The sequence below is a fragment of the Streptococcus sp. oral taxon 056 str. F0418 genome, from assembly GCF_000220065.1.
Classification (GTDB): domain Bacteria; phylum Bacillota; class Bacilli; order Lactobacillales; family Streptococcaceae; genus Streptococcus.
Genome location: NZ_AFQU01000001.1, coordinates 226,017 through 243,713 on the forward strand (window position 1 = coordinate 226,017; position 17,697 = coordinate 243,713).

The 17,697-nt window shown below is 41.6% G+C and carries 18 protein-coding genes; 1 reads left to right on the forward strand and 17 read right to left on the reverse strand.

Translation table 11 applies throughout. The features are described 5' to 3' along the window. Positions 1–65: 65 nt before the first annotated feature. The 16 genes from yghU to miaA form a co-directional block, all read right to left on the reverse strand. The gene (yghU, locus tag HMPREF9182_RS01160; protein WP_009443712.1) at positions 66–854 is read right to left on the reverse strand and encodes a glutathione-dependent disulfide-bond oxidoreductase; all 789 of its coding nucleotides are present in this window, start codon (positions 852–854) and stop codon (positions 66–68) included. Between the two features lie 67 nt (positions 855–921). Further along, positions 922–1,602 (reverse strand): DnaD domain-containing protein, encoded by a 681-nt coding sequence (locus HMPREF9182_RS01165; RefSeq protein ID WP_009754465.1) that lies wholly within the window; start codon positions 1,600–1,602, stop codon positions 922–924. 8 nt (positions 1,603–1,610) lie between these two features. Then, positions 1,611–2,555, reverse strand: coding sequence for a homoserine O-acetyltransferase MetA (gene metA / locus HMPREF9182_RS01170; RefSeq protein WP_009443946.1), 945 nt, complete (start codon positions 2,553–2,555; stop codon positions 1,611–1,613). A gap of 98 nt (positions 2,556–2,653) precedes the next feature. Further along, positions 2,654–3,166, reverse strand: coding sequence for an adenine phosphoribosyltransferase (locus tag HMPREF9182_RS01175; RefSeq protein WP_009443191.1), 513 nt, complete (start codon positions 3,164–3,166; stop codon positions 2,654–2,656). Between the two features lie 105 nt (positions 3,167–3,271). Beyond that, positions 3,272–3,931, reverse strand: coding sequence for an amino acid ABC transporter permease (locus HMPREF9182_RS01180; RefSeq protein ID WP_009443134.1), 660 nt, complete (start codon positions 3,929–3,931; stop codon positions 3,272–3,274). A 4-nt stretch (positions 3,932–3,935) separates the two neighbouring features. Continuing rightward, entirely contained in the window at positions 3,936–4,790 is an 855-nt protein-coding gene (locus HMPREF9182_RS01185) for a transporter substrate-binding domain-containing protein (RefSeq protein WP_009754223.1), read from the reverse strand. Between the two features lie 109 nt (positions 4,791–4,899). Continuing rightward, on the reverse strand, positions 4,900–6,351 hold the full coding sequence (locus tag HMPREF9182_RS01190; protein ID WP_009754826.1) for an amidase: 1,452 nt from the start codon (positions 6,349–6,351) through the stop codon (positions 4,900–4,902). Positions 6,352–6,381: 30 nt separating this feature from the next. Next, entirely contained in the window at positions 6,382–8,604 is a 2,223-nt protein-coding gene (recJ, locus tag HMPREF9182_RS01195; protein WP_009754665.1) for a single-stranded-DNA-specific exonuclease RecJ, read from the reverse strand. Between the two features lie 105 nt (positions 8,605–8,709). Beyond that, positions 8,710–9,300, reverse strand: coding sequence for an HD domain-containing protein (locus HMPREF9182_RS01200; RefSeq protein ID WP_009443592.1), 591 nt, complete (start codon positions 9,298–9,300; stop codon positions 8,710–8,712). Between the two features lie 30 nt (positions 9,301–9,330). Next, positions 9,331–10,386 (reverse strand): acyltransferase family protein, encoded by a 1,056-nt coding sequence (locus HMPREF9182_RS01205; RefSeq protein WP_009754794.1) that lies wholly within the window; start codon positions 10,384–10,386, stop codon positions 9,331–9,333. A gap of 42 nt (positions 10,387–10,428) precedes the next feature. Then, the gene (locus HMPREF9182_RS01210) at positions 10,429–11,139 is read right to left on the reverse strand and encodes a class I SAM-dependent methyltransferase (RefSeq protein ID WP_176605743.1); all 711 of its coding nucleotides are present in this window, start codon (positions 11,137–11,139) and stop codon (positions 10,429–10,431) included. Between the two features lie 31 nt (positions 11,140–11,170). Next, a complete protein-coding gene (locus HMPREF9182_RS01215; RefSeq protein ID WP_009754365.1) occupies positions 11,171–11,926 on the reverse strand; it encodes an SDR family NAD(P)-dependent oxidoreductase in 756 nt (251 codons plus the stop codon). Positions 11,927–12,030: 104 nt separating this feature from the next. After that, positions 12,031–12,960, reverse strand: coding sequence for a ribonuclease Z (gene rnz / locus HMPREF9182_RS01220; RefSeq protein ID WP_009754571.1), 930 nt, complete (start codon positions 12,958–12,960; stop codon positions 12,031–12,033). 10 nt (positions 12,961–12,970) lie between these two features. Further along, complete coding sequence (locus HMPREF9182_RS01225; protein WP_009754262.1) at positions 12,971–13,594, reverse strand: cystathionine beta-lyase; 624 nt, start codon at positions 13,592–13,594, stop codon at positions 12,971–12,973. After that, entirely contained in the window at positions 13,587–14,825 is a 1,239-nt protein-coding gene (gene hflX, locus HMPREF9182_RS01230) for a GTPase HflX (RefSeq protein WP_009443796.1), read from the reverse strand. The genes HMPREF9182_RS01225 and hflX overlap by 8 nt, the downstream gene beginning before the upstream one ends. Positions 14,826–14,856: 31 nt before the next feature. Continuing rightward, entirely contained in the window at positions 14,857–15,741 is an 885-nt protein-coding gene (gene miaA / locus HMPREF9182_RS01235; RefSeq protein WP_009754822.1) for a tRNA (adenosine(37)-N6)-dimethylallyltransferase MiaA, read from the reverse strand. Between the two features lie 82 nt (positions 15,742–15,823). On the opposite strand from miaA, the gene HMPREF9182_RS09775 reads away from it, so the two are divergent. Further along, positions 15,824–15,994, forward strand: a complete 171-nt coding sequence (locus HMPREF9182_RS09775; protein WP_009754871.1) for a DUF3042 family protein — start codon at positions 15,824–15,826, stop codon at positions 15,992–15,994. Positions 15,995–16,298: 304 nt separating this feature from the next. On the opposite strand, the gene HMPREF9182_RS01240 is transcribed toward HMPREF9182_RS09775, so the two are convergent. Beyond that, positions 16,299–17,546 (reverse strand): MFS transporter, encoded by a 1,248-nt coding sequence (locus HMPREF9182_RS01240; RefSeq protein WP_009443610.1) that lies wholly within the window; start codon positions 17,544–17,546, stop codon positions 16,299–16,301. Positions 17,547–17,697: the final 151 nt, after the last annotated feature.

Consider the following 17,697-nt stretch of genomic DNA (forward strand, 5'->3'; position numbering starts at 1 on the left):
ATTAGCTTGTTAATAAGCTGACTTTGTCTCACTGCTTTATGAAGAGCTTTTCTATCCCTTACAAATTATTTGATTTCTTGATACTCGGCAGCTAAACCACGTTGAACTGCTGGACGAGCTGCAATTTTTTCCGCCCAAGCAGATAGATGTTTGTAGGATGCAGCATCCAAGAACTCAGCAGCGCCTAGATAGAGCTTATCCTGCACCAACTGACCATACCAAGACCAGATAGCAATATCAGCAATACTGTAGTCATCTCCAGCGATATAAGCTTTCTTGGCCAATTCTTTATCCAACAAATCCAGCTGTCGCTTGGCTTCCATGGTAAAGCGGTTGATAGGGTATTCTAGCTTTTCTGGAGCATAGTTAAAGAAATGACCAAATCCGCCTCCCAAGAAGGGAGCCGCTCCTGTCTGCCAGAAGAGCCAGTTGAGCACCTCAGTCCGACCCGCCAAATCTGAAGGAATCAGCTTTCCAAACTTCTCTGCCAGATAGAGCAGGATATTCGCAGACTCAAAGACAGGAATCGGCTTGTCGAATGATTGATCCAACAAGGCTGGAATCTTGGAGTTGGGATTGATTTTCACAAAATCTGAACCAAACTGATCGCCATCCATAATACTGATTTTATAAAGGTCATAAGTTGCCTCTGTCACCCCTGCTGCCAGCAGTTCCTCCAACATAATCGTCACCTTGACCCCATTTGGAGTTCCAAGCGAATAAAGTTGAAAAGGCTCTTTACCGATAGGAAGCGTCTGCTCAAAGCGCACGCCAGCAGCAGGCTGATTGATACCTGAAAATTTGCCTTGGTCGCTGTCCGCAGCTGACCAGACTTTTGGCAATTGATACGTCATACTTTTCTCCTTTTTTATAAAACCAAGGGCCTGTCATATCTAACAGGCCACTGTAAATCAAATAAAGTCAGTCCTTCCACAAATTCATGGCAGTGAGGAAATCATCTGAAACTGTCACATTTTGAGGATTAGCTGCTTCACGTTCTTCCCGCTTGGCTTCTACCTGAGCAAGCGTGGTGATGCCTTCTTTACGCCAATTGCGCAAGATAGCCTGAATATACTTCCAGTTGGCCTTGCCATTAAACACAGCCTCACGAAGGGCAGCCTTGACCAAGTCAGGATTGGTTTTATCATCTTGGACAGTCTTGGTCAAGTCCTCAATTTCAAAGGGTGTCAAGAGACGGCCCAGCTCCTGCTGGAAGGTCTCCACCAAGTCTTTCAAGACATTTTTTGATGATCCGGTTTCTGCTTGTTGACTAGTCTTAGACACTAGCAATTCATCTAATTTTTCTAAGGCAGGAGAAGCATCAAATATAGCTTCGATCTCCCCATTCAGCTCAATTGTTTTATATTGTAGCAAACCCTGCTCGGTCAACTGTGACATAATCCGATTGACTTCAGAGACTGTCTTTCCAATGCTTTCTGCAATTTTAGTCGGTTCAAGATCGTCAGTAGCAGTCGTATTTTGCAAATAGAAAAACTGCCAAACGAGAAAATCATCACTTGATGAAAAAATTTCATGAAAATGAAACAACAGGGCACTGGGTAATACTATATTGCCCTTTTGAAAAGCTGATAAATAAGTCATAACACCTCTTATAAATAAGCAAAATAGGAAGCGTCATTTTCTGGATTCTCCCAATCAAATGGCGTCTCTTGGTAAACTGCATAATTGATCCAATTATTAAAAAATAGTGCCGCTGCAAGATTCCAGCATAATCCTGGTTTTGATTTTATATCATTGTTTGCAAAATAGTTCTCAGGGATATTCGGATTGAGACCTGCTTGAAGATCTCGAAAATATTCTTTGGATAGCGTATAGCGATCATACTCTAAATGACCAAAACTATATACTTCACGCAAATCACGACTAGCTAAGATGGATAAGCCTACATCTGGACCGCTAGATAGAATCTCCAGATTCGTATGACGAAGAATGTCTTCTTTCAACACCTCTGTATGGCGAGAATGTGGAGCAAAAAACTCGTCATCAAATCCCCTAAAAAGTAAATTAGGTTCCACAGGGCTTTTCTGAGAATAGACACCAGATAATTTATGCGCAAGTGGCTTTTTTTCAATACCATAACGTGCATAAAGTCCTGCTTGCGCCCCCCAGCATATATGAAGAGTTGAATACACATGACTTTTAGACCATTCGATAACTCGGCAAAGTTCTGTCCAATAGTCCACTTCTTCAAAAGCTAAATTCTCTACAGGTGCTCCAGTGATGATTAAACCATCAAAATAATGTGACTCCACCTCTTCAAAAGTCTTATAAAATGTTTCCATATGCTTTGCATGTGTGGTTTTTGATTGATGCGTAGTCATATACAAAAAATCTATATTTAACTGCAAAGGAGTATTAGCCAGTAATCTCAATAGCTGTGCTTCTGTGACAATCTTTTGAGGCATAAGGTTCAAGACTAAAATATTAAGAGGACGAATATCCTGGTGTTCCGCCCTTTGTTTATCCATCACAAAGATATTTTCAGAACTTAAAATATCAACAGCTGGTAATTTTTTATCAATCTTAATTGGCATGAAAATATCTCCTTCTTCTAATATAGTTATTATACTGAAAGGAGATATAGTTTTCAATTATACTTTTTCTCTAACTAGATATAGCTTTAAACTATGTATTAATAATGCATCAACACTTTATAGTCGTAGTCGCCAATCGCTTCACGACCATTTAGATCATCAAGTTCAATAAGAAAGGCACAGCCAGCAACAACACCACCAAGACGTTCGATCATTTCAATCGTTGCTTTTACAGTTCCACCTGTAGCCAAAAGGTCATCAACGATGAGAACGCGTTGACCTGGTTTGATGGAATCAGCATGCATCGTTAAGGTATCGAGGCCGTACTCTTTTTCGTAATCTGCTGAGATAACTTCGCGTGGTAATTTTCCAGGTTTACGAACAGGAGCAAAACCAATACCCAATTCAAAAGCCACAGGGCATCCTACAATGAAACCACGTGCTTCTGGGCCTACGATCATATCGATTTTTTTGTCAGTTGCATATTGTACAATTTCACGAATAGCGTAGCTATAGGCATTTCCATCTGCCATCAATGGGCTAATGTCACGGAAAGTAATCCCTTCTTGTGGATAATTTTCGATCGTTGCAATATAGTCTTTTAAGTTCATAAGTCTCTTTCTATAAATAAAAAATTTTTACTCTCTATTATATCATTTTTTTAGAAAAATAGAAACAAGTAATAAAATCCTCTTCATCAACTGGAAAGGATTTTATTACTTATATGCGCTTAGTCGCTTTTCAAGTCTGGATTGGATGATCTCAAATCCATAGCAGAGCAGCCAATAAATAAAGGCGACCAAAACATACATTGACATATAATCCAACTCTCGACCACCGACAATCTTAGCATTTTGAAAAATATCTTGAACGGTGATCATAGCCATAAGCGAGGTGGATTTAATCATATCTAGAATTACATTACCTAAAGGTGGAATCGCTATTCGGATTGCCTGAGGAAGTATAACCTTACTGATGATAGTCCACTCCTTTAACCCCAAAGCTCGCGCAGCCTCCCATTGTCCCTTATCTACTGCTTGAATGCTTGCCCGGAAAATTTCAGATATATAGGCCGCACTGACTAGGCTAAAAGCGATATAAGAGCAAATTAAGGCAGGTAGCTCCACTCCATAAAACGGAAGCCCAAAGTAGAGTACGAAGAGTACTACAATCATCGGAACTCCCCTCATAATGGAAATATAAAAGCGAGCCAGACTAGATAGGATACTTATGTCTGACATCCTAGCTCTCGAGATAAAAAATCCCAAAACCAAGCCTGTCAGAAAGGAAGCGAGAGCTATCCCTAAAGTATAAGGCAACCCCGAAAATACAAACCAAAAATTATCTAGTATCAACTGAAAATCTATAAAATTCATATCTTTATTCTACATCAGAAATATCGACTGTTTCAAAATCATATTTCCTCTCTTTGGTTACATCTTGACCAGCAAAAAATTGTTTAGAAAGCTTCGTCAAGGTCCCATCTTTGCGCATATCTTCTAAGATACCATCGATTTTCTCTTGAAGAACTTTATTTTCTAACGAGATTGAGAAGCTAGCATTGGTTGGATTAAAATAAACATCTTCTAAAATCTTAATCGGCTTATCAGGAAAAGCTGTCAGAGCCATGCTTTGTAGATAGTAATCGTTGATGATAACATCTGTACGTTTATTAACGATATCATTCATGTAGACATCATTGGTTACATTATCATAAATCACAAGCTCAGCACCCATTTTCTTAGCGATCTTCATATAATTGGTAGAAGCGGCTCCTGCTGCTTTTTTGCCCTTAAGATCCTTGAGCGAAGAAATTCCTGAGTTATCTTCCTTACGGACAATCATAGAAGTAAATGAATACTTATGTGGTGTTGTCCAGAGGAATTTATCTGCATTTTTGTTATCCTTTTCTGAGTAACCAGCCACATCTACTTTGCCACTTTTGAGTGCTGCTAACATACCGTCCACACCCATTTCCTCAAACTTAACCTTGAGGCCTAATCGCTTGCCTACTTCTTTCAAAATTTCTACATCATAGCCGGTCAGATTGTTATCATCATCATGATAAGACTGCGGAAAGAGTGTTCCTGATGTTGCTACTTTCAAAGTTTTAGATTTTTCAATCTTATCCCAGGATTCTTTTGCACTATCGGAGCCAGACTGTTTATTAGAGCAAGCAGTCAAAAGAAGAACTAACCCAGCCAAAGCCAAGCAAACAGAAAAAATCTTTTTCATTTCGTTACCATCCATATTGAATTTTAAATTAAAAAGCAAGAAAATTTAATTTTCTCACTTTTTAATCATAATAAATTGGAGACGCTTACGCAATGAATATGCTTGTGATTTACTGTTCAAACTTTTTGCTGTCTTCAAAGAGCTGAGCAACATAAAGCAGCAAGTCTTCACGTCCCTTGGCAGCTGTTATCTGGATGCCGATTGGCAGGCCATCTTCATTCTTATGGATTGGTAAACTAATTGCAGGTTGTCCAGTTAAATTGGCTTGTTGGGTAAAAGGAGTCCAAGCTAGACTCTCTTCAAACATCTGCCAAATAAGGTCTTGCTGTTCTTGTTGAGGATAGTCAGCAATATGCTTAAGTGCTTCCTGCAAGGTAGGTGAAAGTAAAAACTGCTGCTGTTTAGGAGCGACTTCTGAAGTTGTTGGAGTTATATAAAGGTCGTAAGTCTCATGAAAAGTAGCCATTTGGGCAGAGTAGCGATCCCAGTCTTGCAGGGCCTTACTGAAATCCTTGGCTAGAATTTTCTGACCAGACTGAAAAATAGCCCAACTCATCAGCTCCATATCTTTCAGCTGCATGGTACGCCCTAAACTAGCTTCAATAGTATCAAACATAGCAGCCGTTTCCACGCTATTCATGAGATAATATGATCTCATAGCTTTGCATCCATCTATAGGGGCTTGAGCTAATTCACTAACTTTGTGCCCCCATTCAGTCAATGTTACTACTGCCTTTTCGACAGCTTGCTTGGCTACGTTTGAAACTGGACTACCGATTGGCGATAGGGTAGAAAAGGCAATTTTCAAAGGTTTTTGAAGTTTTTTGTCATACAATGCTTCCTTACTCAAAAGAGGCAGGGGAAAAGGACTTTCAAGCTGACAGTTTTGCAGATGGTAAAGAAGATTTCGAGTGTCACGAACTGTCTTCGTCAATGCAAAATTGACTGAAGCACCTTGCCAACCTCTATACGATCCAGGACCAACTGGGATTCGTCCACGAGTAGGCTTGAGCCCGATAAGACCATTAAAACTGGCTGGGATTCGGATAGAGCCTCCTCCATCGCTTGCTGCTGCTATAGGAACCATTCCAGACGCCACAGCAGCTGCAGCTCCACCGCTAGAACCCCCAGCATTACGTGAAGGATCTAAAGGTAAGTGAACTGAACCATGAAAACTGCTGTCACTAATATTTTTAAAACCAAACTCTGGCGTATTAGTCCTGCCTAAAATGATAAAACCTAACCTCTGTAAGGCAGCTACATAATGATCTGTCTGCTGAGATCGGTAGTTGGCAAAGAGTGGAGAACCAGCCGTTGAGAGAGAGCCAATCTGCTCTTGACCTAAATCCTTAAGCAAAATAGGCACACCTGCAAAGGGCTTATTGCAAAAGTTTGTCTGGCTTGCTATTTCCCTTGCTTCTTCATATTGCTTGTAGACCACAGCATTGAGAATGGGATTGAGCATGTCAATCTTTTTAATCGCATCTTCTACTAACTCCAAGGGTGAAACTTCTTTTTGCCTAACCGCTTGAGCCATAGCTGTTGCATCTGTCCAAGTCATTTGTATCTCCTTTTTTTGCCTATATGATACTCAATCTACTATCATTAAATATTCATAAATCTCCTGCACAGTGCCCAAAGCCATGAGCTCCTGCTCTTTAACCACACGCTTAAGGTCTTGGTAGATAAGACTGCTGTCAATTTCTTTCTTTTCAGCTTCTTTATTAACCCTCATGACGCCTTCAGTTATTCTGACAAAACCTAATTCTTCAAAAATTTGAATCATTTTGACCAAGAGAATCGGATCAATTTTTAGATAGACTGCTAATTCTTTGAGTTTATAGCGGACATCAAACTCAGGAAACTGGTAGATAGTCTTGTAGAGTCTGGAAAACTGCTCACGAGTACCACAACCTGTCAGATAGTAAGGCTTGGCAATTTCATTTTTAAAGTAAATCGCTTCGAAATCCTGAGACTGAAGCATCTTCTTCAAGACCTGTAAATCATCAGGCAGGTCATAAACCACAACTGCTCTGCTATTTGTCAAATCCGGCAATTCCTCTGTGAAGCGCAAGACTGGAACCTTGTCAGGTAGCGTCGCATTTTTGCTGCGGATATTGAAAAGTTGGACGCCATCCACCCGGGCATCTACCAGCATGAGCTGGAGACTAGTCTGTCCATTCCATTTATTGACGGAGAGGCTGACAGCTAGCTCCAGATTCTTGGTTTGGGCAAACTCTGTTGCGAGGTTCCCTTGTCCAAAAGCAACTACTTCGAAATGAGCATCCTCTTGGGAGATTTTTAGTTTGAGGTGCTTGTCATCAGTACCCATAGTACGAGCACTGTCCACTTTAAAGTCCTTAAGATAGAAGAGTGGCTTTTTATTGTCCATTCCAAATGGCGCCAGTCTATCAAAACTTTTGAGTGTATCCAAGGTCAGTTCTGGCAGGTGGAGCTCCTCATCTAAATACAGAGTTGTTTTGCCAGTCAAATCCACATCATTGTCTAAGATATAAGCTGTCAAGATGTCAGCAAGCTCCGCCAGCTTGTATGCTTCGATAGTCATCCCAGCCGCTCCAGCATGGCCACCAAAGGCTACAAAAAGGTCACGATGACTGTCCAAGGCATCAAAAATATTGACTGCTTCAATACTGCGGGCGCTACCCTTAGCAATACCATCCTCAATATTGAGAACTATAACTGGTTGGTGAAGCTCTTCTAACAAACGCCCGGCGACAATGCCAAGCACACCAGGATTCCATCCTTCCTTGGCTAACACCTGTACTGGTCTCCCAGTGTCCAGCATGGTTTGCGCCTCTTCATAAATCTGCTGGACAATTTCCTTACGCTCATCATTTTTCTGGTTGATCATGAGCGCAATGCTATGTGCGTCTTCGTCATCAAAGCCTGTTAAAAGCTCCACTGCTGGATTGGGATCATCCAGCCGTCCCAAAGCATTGAGTCGAGGAGCAAGCTGGAAACCAACCGTTTCTTCGTCCAGCTCATCTGCTTGAATGCCAGCAATTTTAAAGAGTTCCTGAAGCCCTACTCGCTGGGTATTTTTGAGGACGGATAGGCCATATTTGACCAAAATCCGATTTTCCCCTGTCAGACTGACCATATCGGCAATGGTACCAATGGCCACTAAGTCCAAAAGTTCGACTTGGACTTCTTCTAGTAAGGCTGTTGCTAGCTTAAAAGCTACCCCGCAGCCAGCCAGATGCTTGAAAGGATAATCCGCTCCGCTATGTTCCGGATGGACGATCGCATAGGCATTTGGCAACTCCTCAGGCATGGAGTGGTGATCCGTCACGATGACATCAACGCCCAGAGACTGGGCCAGATCGATAGCTTCAAGGCCCGCCACTCCATTATCTACTGTAATAATGAGCGAGATGCCATGATTTTCAATAAAATACTTGTAAACACTGCTATTAGGCCCATAGCCATCCGTAAAGCGATTGGGCAGGTAGACCTGACACTCAGCTCCCAGCTGCTCCAAGGCTTCCTTGACAATCGATGCCGAGGTCATCCCATCAGCATCATAATCGCCATAGATCAAAATCTGCTCGTAATTCTCAATCGCTGCGCGAATGCGCTCCACTGCCCGCTCCATATCATGCAGGTCATAAGGATCGTGAAGCTGGTCTAAACTAGGCTCCAAAAATTCCTGCAAAGCTTCTTCAGTCTGCACACCTCTTTGGTAAAGAAGACTGGCAGCGGCAGGTTCTAATCCAGCTTTTTTAGCCTTTTTTATAAATTTTTCGTCTGTAAAATTAGTGGCAAACTGCCAGTCGTATTTTGAGCTAATCATGATGAGTGAAACACTTTCTCCGTTCAATCTTGTCTGAATATTATAACATGAAAAGACTGGTTCAACCAGTCTCAAACTTCTTATCTACGAGCAGGGCTCTCAGCCTCATTCATCTAAGTACAGTCCCTTGGCAACACTTTGATCAATAACTTCCTGAGCCAATTTCCAAAGAGTTTCAGAGGTTTCTTGGATAAAGGATTTCTTAGCGATGACCTGCGACTTAGTCAGGCCATGAGGGTTGTCGTGGGGCTGAGCGACTTCCAAGTGATTGAGTAGGGGAACCAGAGCATCCAGTACTCGAGCATATTTAGCCTCTACGCTAATGCCAGTTTCAAACTCCTGCCAAATCCCTAAAAAGAAAGCCTGCTGATCTGATGGTAGCTTGTCCAAACTGATTTTCAAGGACTCCAACTCTCTGTCGTAAGAATCACTCTTGCTCACTTCGTCAAAGATAAAGGTATCGCCAGCATATATTTCGCCTAAATCATGAATCAGTAACATAGACATGACCCTCTCCAGATTGACTTCTTCAGGGATATATTCTCGAAAGACTAGCGCCATTAAAGCACCCTGCCAACTATGCTCCGCAGAATTCTCAAAACGATAGTTATCCAAGGTCCTGTTGGTCCTATGAGTGGCTTTCAGTTTTTCCAGCTCATTGGTAAAAGCCAGCTGCTGTTGTAGACGTTCAATCATATTCACCTCTCTAGAAAATGCTATCCTTTTTTAATTTATCTTGATGTGTGCTTGCTCTCTTTTTTTAAACATTGATTTACGAATCATTAGGATCCCTTCTGCAGTTAGCTGAGTTAGAATCAAGGTTAAAACAAAGACAATCTTTCCCTTATCCTCTTTAGACATCGATGCTTCCTGTAAAAGATAAAAGGAGCTTTCTATAAAGATTGGATGCAAGAAAAAATAAAGAACACTTAATTTTTTAAGATGGTATAGATTCCACTTCTTTCCGACTTCAGTCCTTAAAACAGCATTCACTAAAAAGATAGAAAATGGAAGCAATGCTAAAAAGAAATTCTTATCTACTCCTTGATTGATAAAAACAATCCATCCATCAACACCAAGCAATATCGTTGCTAGCAAAAGCTTTCTAATAGGGTATTTCTTAAATAAATCAGACTGCCAATAATCATAAAGTACATATCCCATTAGAATAAAGATAGGAGCATAAAATAAACCATTTCGAGTTGAAAAGAAAAAACGAGCATAACCATCGTATAAATGTGTTAGCCAGCTGTTTGTAAAGTAAGCATAGTAGGTCTCTACTGCACCTATCAGATAAAGTAAAGACAAGATAATCACTGTCCATTTGATATCCAATTTTTTATATAGAAAATGAACAATCCATAATCCAAGTAAATACGCTGGAATATACCACAGCTGATAGCAAAGGCCAACATAAAGAAAACCAGCTACCATAGCTAAGGGAGCATAATATTTTTTGACAGGGAGCGACCAAAAATAAGTTAAGGCATAGGGAAGATACAGCACACTCCAAAAAAGATACTGCTTTAAAATCCTCCTGACATATTGCCCAATATCCTTCTTTTTAGCTAAGCTTGCTTTTAGTAAAAAAGCTGATGAAATCAGAAAGAATGGAACGGCCATCCTACCAAATAGACTCTTCTGAATAAAGTGCATAGCTTCATTTCCAAAAAGCCGCTGACAATGTAAAAGAATAACCATGATAGATGCCAAGTATTGAAAAAGACTGAGCATGGCATAATTGATAGTCTGTTCGTGCTCCTTTATTTTTCTCTGCGACATCTACTTTCTCCCAATATGCTAGTATGTGATTTAGTGATTCTATTATCTCTTTTTCAACCAGTAGTGCTGAAAAGCTGCAATATCACGATAGGGTGATTGTTCGTAAACAGCCAATTCCATCGCAAGCATTTTTTCACGCCAACCAGGATCGGTCTTTACATCATTTGGCTGCAAACCATAGAAAATACGTACACCTTGAAAAGCTTCTACTTCAAAATCAAGTGGATTCATGACATCCGATATTTCATAATAAACAGCTTGCCCCATGCTATGAGTTTTGTAGTTTTCGCCTAACAGCAAGCTCTGCGCTTTATAAGTATCATTTTCAAATATCACTGTATGTAAAATACGCCCCACATGATTATGCTTAACAATAGATAAGAGGCCACCAGGTTTTAACAAGCGAGAAAAAGCCTCTAAATATGGCTTTACATCTTCAACATACTCCAAGACATTATGGCATATAATAACATCAAATTCCTCATCTGGAAATATTTCCAAAACATCTAAGCTCCCCTGAAGCTGTTCATAAAGGTTGGATCTCTTGCGATGAATCATCATTTCCATATCTGGCTCAACTGCCGTAACTTGATTTTTTTCAGCTAAAAAATTAGCTACAATCCCAAATCCGCTTCCAAAATCAAGGATTCTCTTTCCATCAAGATCTTCTAACTGATTAAATACAATATCATAGTAAATCTTTCCCCAAGGCTCTTCTAAATGATTTTTGTATGCTTGTAAATCCATCCCCATTTTTCCATCTCTAACTAGTTCTCAACGTCATTTATTTATAATTAAATATCTTTGATGCCATGTAATCAGCGACTCTAGGAAATAGCGTGTACAATTTATGAGCCACGTTTAGGAGAACTGGCAAATTGATTTCCCGCTTCTTTTTACCAAAGGAGCTGACAATTTTTCTCGCTACAAAGTCAGGCTCTAGCATGTACTTATCGACTGCTTTTACATAGGCACCACTAGGATCGGCTTGTTCGAAAAAAGCTGTTTTGATAGGACCGGGATTGACTGTCGTGACATAAACCCCAAATGGTAAGAGCTCTAGTCGAAGAGCATTTGAAAAGCCAATAGCCGCAAACTTAGTTGCTGAGTATAGACTGGACTTGCTACTAGCAATAAGTCCGGCCATACTGATGATATTAACGATATGTCCTTGACCTGCCTGCTTCATGCGAGCTCCAAAGATACGGGACAGGTTCATCAGGGCAAAAGTATTGACCTCAAACATAGCCTCAATATCGCTTGAGCTGATTTTGTCAAATTCTTCAAAGATACCATAGCCAGCATTATTGACTAGAACATCAACAAGGCCGTATTGGCTGCCAATCTGTTCAGCAAAACTTTCCAAAGCCGAACTGTCTGTGATATCCAGCTCCACAAGATCAAGATTTTCTTTTTGTCCAAATAGTTTTTCTAGCTTAGCCTTACTCCGTCCAACTAAGATCAGTCGGTCATGTGGCAAGAGCTTAACCATTTCTTGAGCAAGACCGCCACTAGCTCCTGTTATCACAATCGTACGCATGTTTTCTCCTTTCTAACATTATAACATAAAAAGAAGCGGGATATCTGCCCTACTTCCTTTTCTTAATAGTATTTTCTCCAAATCTTTATGATCATTTTAAGAGATTATATGTCAATTTCTTCTAAATCCTTAACTATACGGACATTCTCAAAAATTGTTGCAGCATCCTGACGCATCACCGTAATATCTTTTGATAAAAAGCGGGCACTGATATGATTGAGCAGGAGGTACTTGACGCCCGCTTCTTTAGCTACTTCTGCTGCTTGCATATTGGTAGAGTGGCCATGATTTCGAGCAAGCTTTTCGTCTCCCTTACCATAGGTTGCTTCATGGACCAGCACATCAGCTGCTACCGCCAAGCGAACACTAGAATCAGTCTTTCGAGTATCACCCAAAATAGCAATCGTCTTTCCAGGTCGAGGGGCTGAGATATAGTCTGCTGCGATGATTTTGGTCCCATCTTCTAGAACGATGTCCTGACCATTCTTGACTTTACCAAAGAGCGGACCAAAGGGAACGCCTGCCGCCCGCAACTTGTCTGCATCCAGCGTTCCTTCCAGATCTTTCTGCATCACCCGATAGCCCACACAGAAAATCGTATGATCTAGCTTATCCGCATAAACTGTGAACTTGTCCGTTTCCAGAATCTTGCCCAGACTGTTCTCATCAAACTCATGAAAAACAATCCGATAAGGCAATCGAGAGCCAGAAGCACGCAGACTGGACAGAACAAAACTCTTAATGCCTATGGGACCATAGATATCTAAGTCAGTCTGCTCTTCATTAGCCTGAAAAGAACGACTAGATAGAAAGCCTGGTAGACCAAAAATATGATCGCCATGCAGATGCGTAATGAAAATCTTGCTAATTTTACGAGGTTTAATCGTTGTCTCCAAGATCTGGTGCTGGGTCCCTTCACCGCAATCAAACATCCAGACTTCATTGATTTCCTCCAAAAGCTTGAGGACGAGACTAGATACATTGCGAGCTTTGGAAGGCTGACCGGCTCCGGTTCCTAAAAATTGTAATTGCATATTTTTCTTTCTAAATGATATAAATCATGGCAGAGCGATTCTGCGAGTGATAGTATTTTCTGCCAGCATAGGACTGAGCTAGCTGACTGACTTCATCTTGATTGTAGCCCAAAAGCCTTTGGCTACCATCTGCTAGCTGCTGCCATTCAGTCAAAGCTGTCAGTTCCTTATTGTCCACGACTTGATACTCAGCTTTGAAAGGTACCATTTTTATTCTCCCAGCTTCTTCGTAGACCAAATACTGCGGAAAGACTTGGGCGATTTCAAAGAGCAAGTCCACTGTTACCGGCTCAGGCTTTTCAGGAAATACCAAGCCGACTTCCTCACTCTCATAGCAAAATCCATAGGACTTGCCAGAAAGATTAAGCCGGACAAAAGGTCTACTTTCTACAAAACTAGGCTCTGCATTCCACAAGTCTAGCGCTTGGGTAATTTCTAGAAAATAGGCTGTCGCAGCTTCCGGACTTTTCTTTTGATAAAGCTCAGCAAAGTAAGCGTTAACAACACTAGGTGGCGGTGTGATAAAGCTCAGCTTCTGATTTTCCGTCAGACTAGCCAATACTTGCTCTAAGTAGACCCTGTCTAGGCTAGTAAAACCGCCGTATTTGAGGGCCAAGTCAATATAATCAGTCATAAAATTCTTCCAGTTTCCATTTGTTTTTCTCTGCAATCCAACCTGAAATGGTTTCGACATCGTCTATGTATTCTCGATTCCCCATAATTGCGACTTTCTCTAAATCATGAATCTTGTAGGCTTTGGCTGGAGCTACCTTGATGGTAAAAGGCAAAAATAACTCTTTCATTCGCTCCAGTAGGACTTGCTGCAAAAGAGCTCTGCTATTGTCCGCCTTAGCCGAAATCAAAGAATAAGGAGTCAGGGTCGGAGTAAAATCCTCAGCCTTATCTGCTTTGTTATAGAGAGTCAGACGGGGAATGTCCAGCATATCCAGCTCTTTCATGATGTCAAGGACTGTTTTTTCATGCTCCTCATGATGAGGGTCACTAGCGTCAATAACATGGACCAGCAAATCGACATTTCTGCTCTCTTCCAGTGTGGATTTAAAGCTAGATACCAGCTCTGTCGGCAAATCCTGAATGAAGCCAACTGTGTCTGTGAGAGTGACATTGAGATGGCCACTGAGGTTGATGTTCTTGGTCGTGGCGTCTAGCGTCGCAAAAAGCTCGTCCGCCTCATACTGACTCTTGCTGGTCAAGCAATTCATAATAGTTGACTTTCCAGCATTGGTATAGCCGATGAGACCAATTTTGAAAATACTGGACTCTAACCGCTTTTCACGAACGGTTGCTCGATTTTTCTCCACTTCCTTGAGCTGCCGCTCAATATCATGAATCTGATTGCGGACACTGCGTCGATTGAGCTCCAGCTGGCTTTCACCAGGACCACGGGAGCCTATTCCACCAGCCTGACGGCTGAGCATAATCCCCTGCCCGACCAAGCGAGGCAGGAGGTACTTGAGCTGGGCCAGATGCACCTGTAACTTGCCCTCATGACTCCTAGCTCTCATGGCAAAAATATCCAAAATCAGCTGCATACGGTCGATGACCTTGACACCCAAGCTTTCCTCTAGATTGACATTCTGGCGAGGTGTTAAGCGGTTATTGACAATGACGGTCGAAATCTCCTCGGCATCAACCATCTGTCGAATTTCTTCTAACTTACCAGAACCGACAAAGGTCTTGCTGTCATACTTTTCCCGCTTCTGGCTGTAGGAGCCAATTACCTCTGCCCCTGCGGTCTTAGCTAGACTTTGCAACTCCTCCATGGATAGGTCAAAATTCTCCGTGTCTGCTAGTTCCACACCGACCAAAAAGACACGCTCTATTTTTTTCTCTGTTTCTATCATCTCATATCCTTACTAAGACTTAGTCAGCCAGCTACTTGCCCAAAAACTTTCTGATATCCTCCATGACCAGATTTTTATAGTCTGGATTTCCCACTTGATAAAAGGTCACAGACATCCGGTTGCGAAACCAAGTCAGCTGGCGCTTGGCGAAACGACGGGTATTCTGCTTGAGCTTGTCCACTGCCTCTTCAAGGTTCATCTGACCTTCAAAGTAGGGGAAAAGTTCCTTGTAGCCAATCCCCTTGCTAGCTTGACTGGTCGGAGCTTTCTCAAACAGCCAACGGGCTTCTTCTAAGAGACCATCTTCTATCATCAGATCAACCCGCTGATTGATTCGCTCATAAAGTCGCTCTCGCTCATCATCTAGGCAAATCAGCAGTGCTTCATAATCTGGTTTATTGTTTTCTAACGAGCCACCCAGATGAGCAATCTCCAGCGCCCTCATAGCTCTACGGCGATTTATCTGGGGAATTTCGATACCCAGCTCTGCTATTTTCCCAAACAAAGCTTCATCTGACCAACTATCGAGCTGCGCCCGATAGGCCAGAATCTCCTCGTGAGGGACAGAGCCACCCAGATGATAGCCCTCGAGTAAGCTCTGGATATAGAGCCCTGTGCCGCCGCAAATGATGGGAAGCTGACCTTGATCCACAATCTCGCGAATAGCCTGAGCCGCTTCTGTCACAAAATCATAGGCAGAGTAGCTTTCTCCGACCTCCCGCACATCCAACAGATGATGGGGAATGCCTTCCTGCTCTTCAGGTTGAATCTTGGCCGTACCAATATCCAAGCCACGATAGACCTGCTGGCTGTCACCGCTGATGATTTGGCCATTAAAGCGCTTGGCTACCTCGATACTCAGAGCCGTTTTTCCCACTGCTGTAGGCCCCACTATCACAATTATCTTGGTTTTCATCTTTTTCCTTGAAAAAATTTTGATTTTTCGTTACTATTAATTATATCATAAATAATGAATTGAATCGAAAAGGAGAAAAATCATGGCAAAAGGATTTGGAAAAGGTGTTCTTACAGGTGTAGCAGCAACAGTTGCTGCCTTAGCAGGTGCAGTTTATACGGTTAAGAAAAAAGTCATCGAACCTGAAGAAGAAAAAGCTGCTTTCATCGAAGAAAACCGCAAAAAAGCTGCTCGCAAACGTGTAGCACACTAAGATCGCTCAAAGAGAGTGGAACAGAAATCGGTAATTCGTTAGAATTTGATTTTGTCGTCCCACCTCCGCACAGTTGAGTAGGGCTGTAAAAGCTGATGAAATCAGCGTAGTAGAGCCCACTCAACCACTGCGTCTTGCTCGACAATACAAAGACAATTGAGAGGCTAGGACTTTTGTCCCAGCCTCTTCTTTTATTTTCTAAAGAAAAACGATGCTGAAACAATACGATTCAGCATCACTTTAATATCTTACTATAAATGAGTATTTAAACTCTTTATTTGTTCCATCTATTTTTATAGCGAAATTATGCTTCCTCTGCTAGCAACTCTTTGCCTAAATCCTGATAGACACTTGCTTTGAGGTTTCCAATCGTCCAGAGAGCAAGCAGGCTGACTAGATAGAGAGAAGCTAGGAAGATCATCACTGTTGAAACGCCTGAAATATCCAGGATTTTTCCGATAATTACAGAAGAGAAACCTCCAACTGCACGACCAACATTTAAAATCACGTTATTTGCTGTAGAACGAATCTGGTGCGGGTAAAGTCTTGTAATCATCGCTCCATATCCAGCGAACATACCATTTACAAAGAATCCAACGATAGCTCCACCAATCAACATAGTAGGCATGGAATTTGCAAACTGAAAGAGATAAACACAGATGGATGACGCTAAAAGAAATCCTGTATAAACAATTCGCGGTCCCCATTTATCAAGAATTTGTCCAAATGTCAACATTCCTAGACACATTCCTAGAATTGTTGCAACCATCCATAGGGATGAATCTTTGACTGAAATTTGAAGGCTGGTTTGAATGATTGTTGGAAGCCAGTTCATCATGCCAAAGTAACCAGCAATCTGTACGGTCGTCATCACCATAAGAGCCAATGTTTGAGCTGTTAAAGCTGGAGTTTTGAATAGTTGGCTGATTTTAACTGGTTGACTTGTTTCTTCTTCTACCTTCGCACCACCATCATCTCGGATGTTGTCATCATCAATAGCGAGAACCATCCAGATTACCAAAGCAATAGGAGCAAGTCCAAAAAGGAAGAGACCTCTCCAGCCAAGAGCCGGTGCTAGCCAACCAGCAAGGAGAGCTGAAGCGATAGATCCTATTTGTCCAGCAATACCATTCAGTGATGAAATACGTCCCATTCTCTCTGGTGGCACAATTCCAGCCATAATGGCAATCGCTACACCATACTCTCCGCCAACACCCATACCTGCAATGAAGCGCATGATATACAGGTAGTGAACATCTTTTGTAAAGTAAATCAAACCAGTTGCTAGTGAAAAAATAACAATTGTCCACTTAAACACTTTAAACTTATGGTAGCGATCTGCTAACAAGCCAAAAATCAACCCACCGACCAACATTCCCAGATTGGTAATGGTTGCAATCCATCCCCCTTGAGTTCCTGTAATCCCTAACTCCGATATAATAGAGGACATAGAAAAGGCAAGGAACATAACATTTAAGTCATCTGTCCCAGAAGCAACAATTGCAGCAGCTAAAGCGCGCTGGTTATTTTTGTCTAATGACAATTTTGACATAAAATTCTCCTTAATCGTAGCTCTCAGGCTACAGTTATTAAATTGAATATACTTTAAAAAAAGGCCAGAACATGATGTTCCGACCTCCAAAAGTTTACAGCAAAATTAGAGCATAGCTACGGCTAGTCTCATTTTAGCACTTTCATGTCTC

Coding starts and splice junctions, on each gene's coding strand:
- yghU (WP_009443712.1), bottom strand. CDS start 854: ATGACGTATCAATTGCCAAAAGTCTGGTCAGCTGCGGACAGCGACCAA.
- HMPREF9182_RS01165 (WP_009754465.1), bottom strand. CDS start 1,602: ATGACTTATTTATCAGCTTTTCAAAAGGGCAATATAGTATTACCCAGT.
- metA (WP_009443946.1), bottom strand. CDS start 2,555: ATGCCAATTAAGATTGATAAAAAATTACCAGCTGTTGATATTTTAAGT.
- HMPREF9182_RS01175 (WP_009443191.1), bottom strand. CDS start 3,166: ATGAACTTAAAAGACTATATTGCAACGATCGAAAATTATCCACAAGAA.
- HMPREF9182_RS01180 (WP_009443134.1), bottom strand. CDS start 3,931: ATGAATTTTATAGATTTTCAGTTGATACTAGATAATTTTTGGTTTGTA.
- HMPREF9182_RS01185 (WP_009754223.1), bottom strand. CDS start 4,790: ATGAAAAAGATTTTTTCTGTTTGCTTGGCTTTGGCTGGGTTAGTTCTT.
- HMPREF9182_RS01190 (WP_009754826.1), bottom strand. CDS start 6,351: ATGACTTGGACAGATGCAACAGCTATGGCTCAAGCGGTTAGGCAAAAA.
- recJ (WP_009754665.1), bottom strand. CDS start 8,604: ATGATTAGCTCAAAATACGACTGGCAGTTTGCCACTAATTTTACAGAC.
- HMPREF9182_RS01200 (WP_009443592.1), bottom strand. CDS start 9,300: ATGATTGAACGTCTACAACAGCAGCTGGCTTTTACCAATGAGCTGGAA.
- HMPREF9182_RS01205 (WP_009754794.1), bottom strand. CDS start 10,386: ATGTCGCAGAGAAAAATAAAGGAGCACGAACAGACTATCAATTATGCC.
- HMPREF9182_RS01210 (WP_176605743.1), bottom strand. CDS start 11,139: ATGGGGATGGATTTACAAGCATACAAAAATCATTTAGAAGAGCCTTGG.
- HMPREF9182_RS01215 (WP_009754365.1), bottom strand. CDS start 11,926: ATGCGTACGATTGTGATAACAGGAGCTAGTGGCGGTCTTGCTCAAGAA.
- rnz (WP_009754571.1), bottom strand. CDS start 12,960: ATGCAATTACAATTTTTAGGAACCGGAGCCGGTCAGCCTTCCAAAGCT.
- HMPREF9182_RS01225 (WP_009754262.1), bottom strand. CDS start 13,594: ATGACTGATTATATTGACTTGGCCCTCAAATACGGCGGTTTTACTAGC.
- hflX (WP_009443796.1), bottom strand. CDS start 14,825: ATGATAGAAACAGAGAAAAAAATAGAGCGTGTCTTTTTGGTCGGTGTG.
- miaA (WP_009754822.1), bottom strand. CDS start 15,741: ATGAAAACCAAGATAATTGTGATAGTGGGGCCTACAGCAGTGGGAAAA.
- HMPREF9182_RS09775 (WP_009754871.1), top strand. CDS start 15,824: ATGGCAAAAGGATTTGGAAAAGGTGTTCTTACAGGTGTAGCAGCAACA.
- HMPREF9182_RS01240 (WP_009443610.1), bottom strand. CDS start 17,546: ATGTCAAAATTGTCATTAGACAAAAATAACCAGCGCGCTTTAGCTGCT.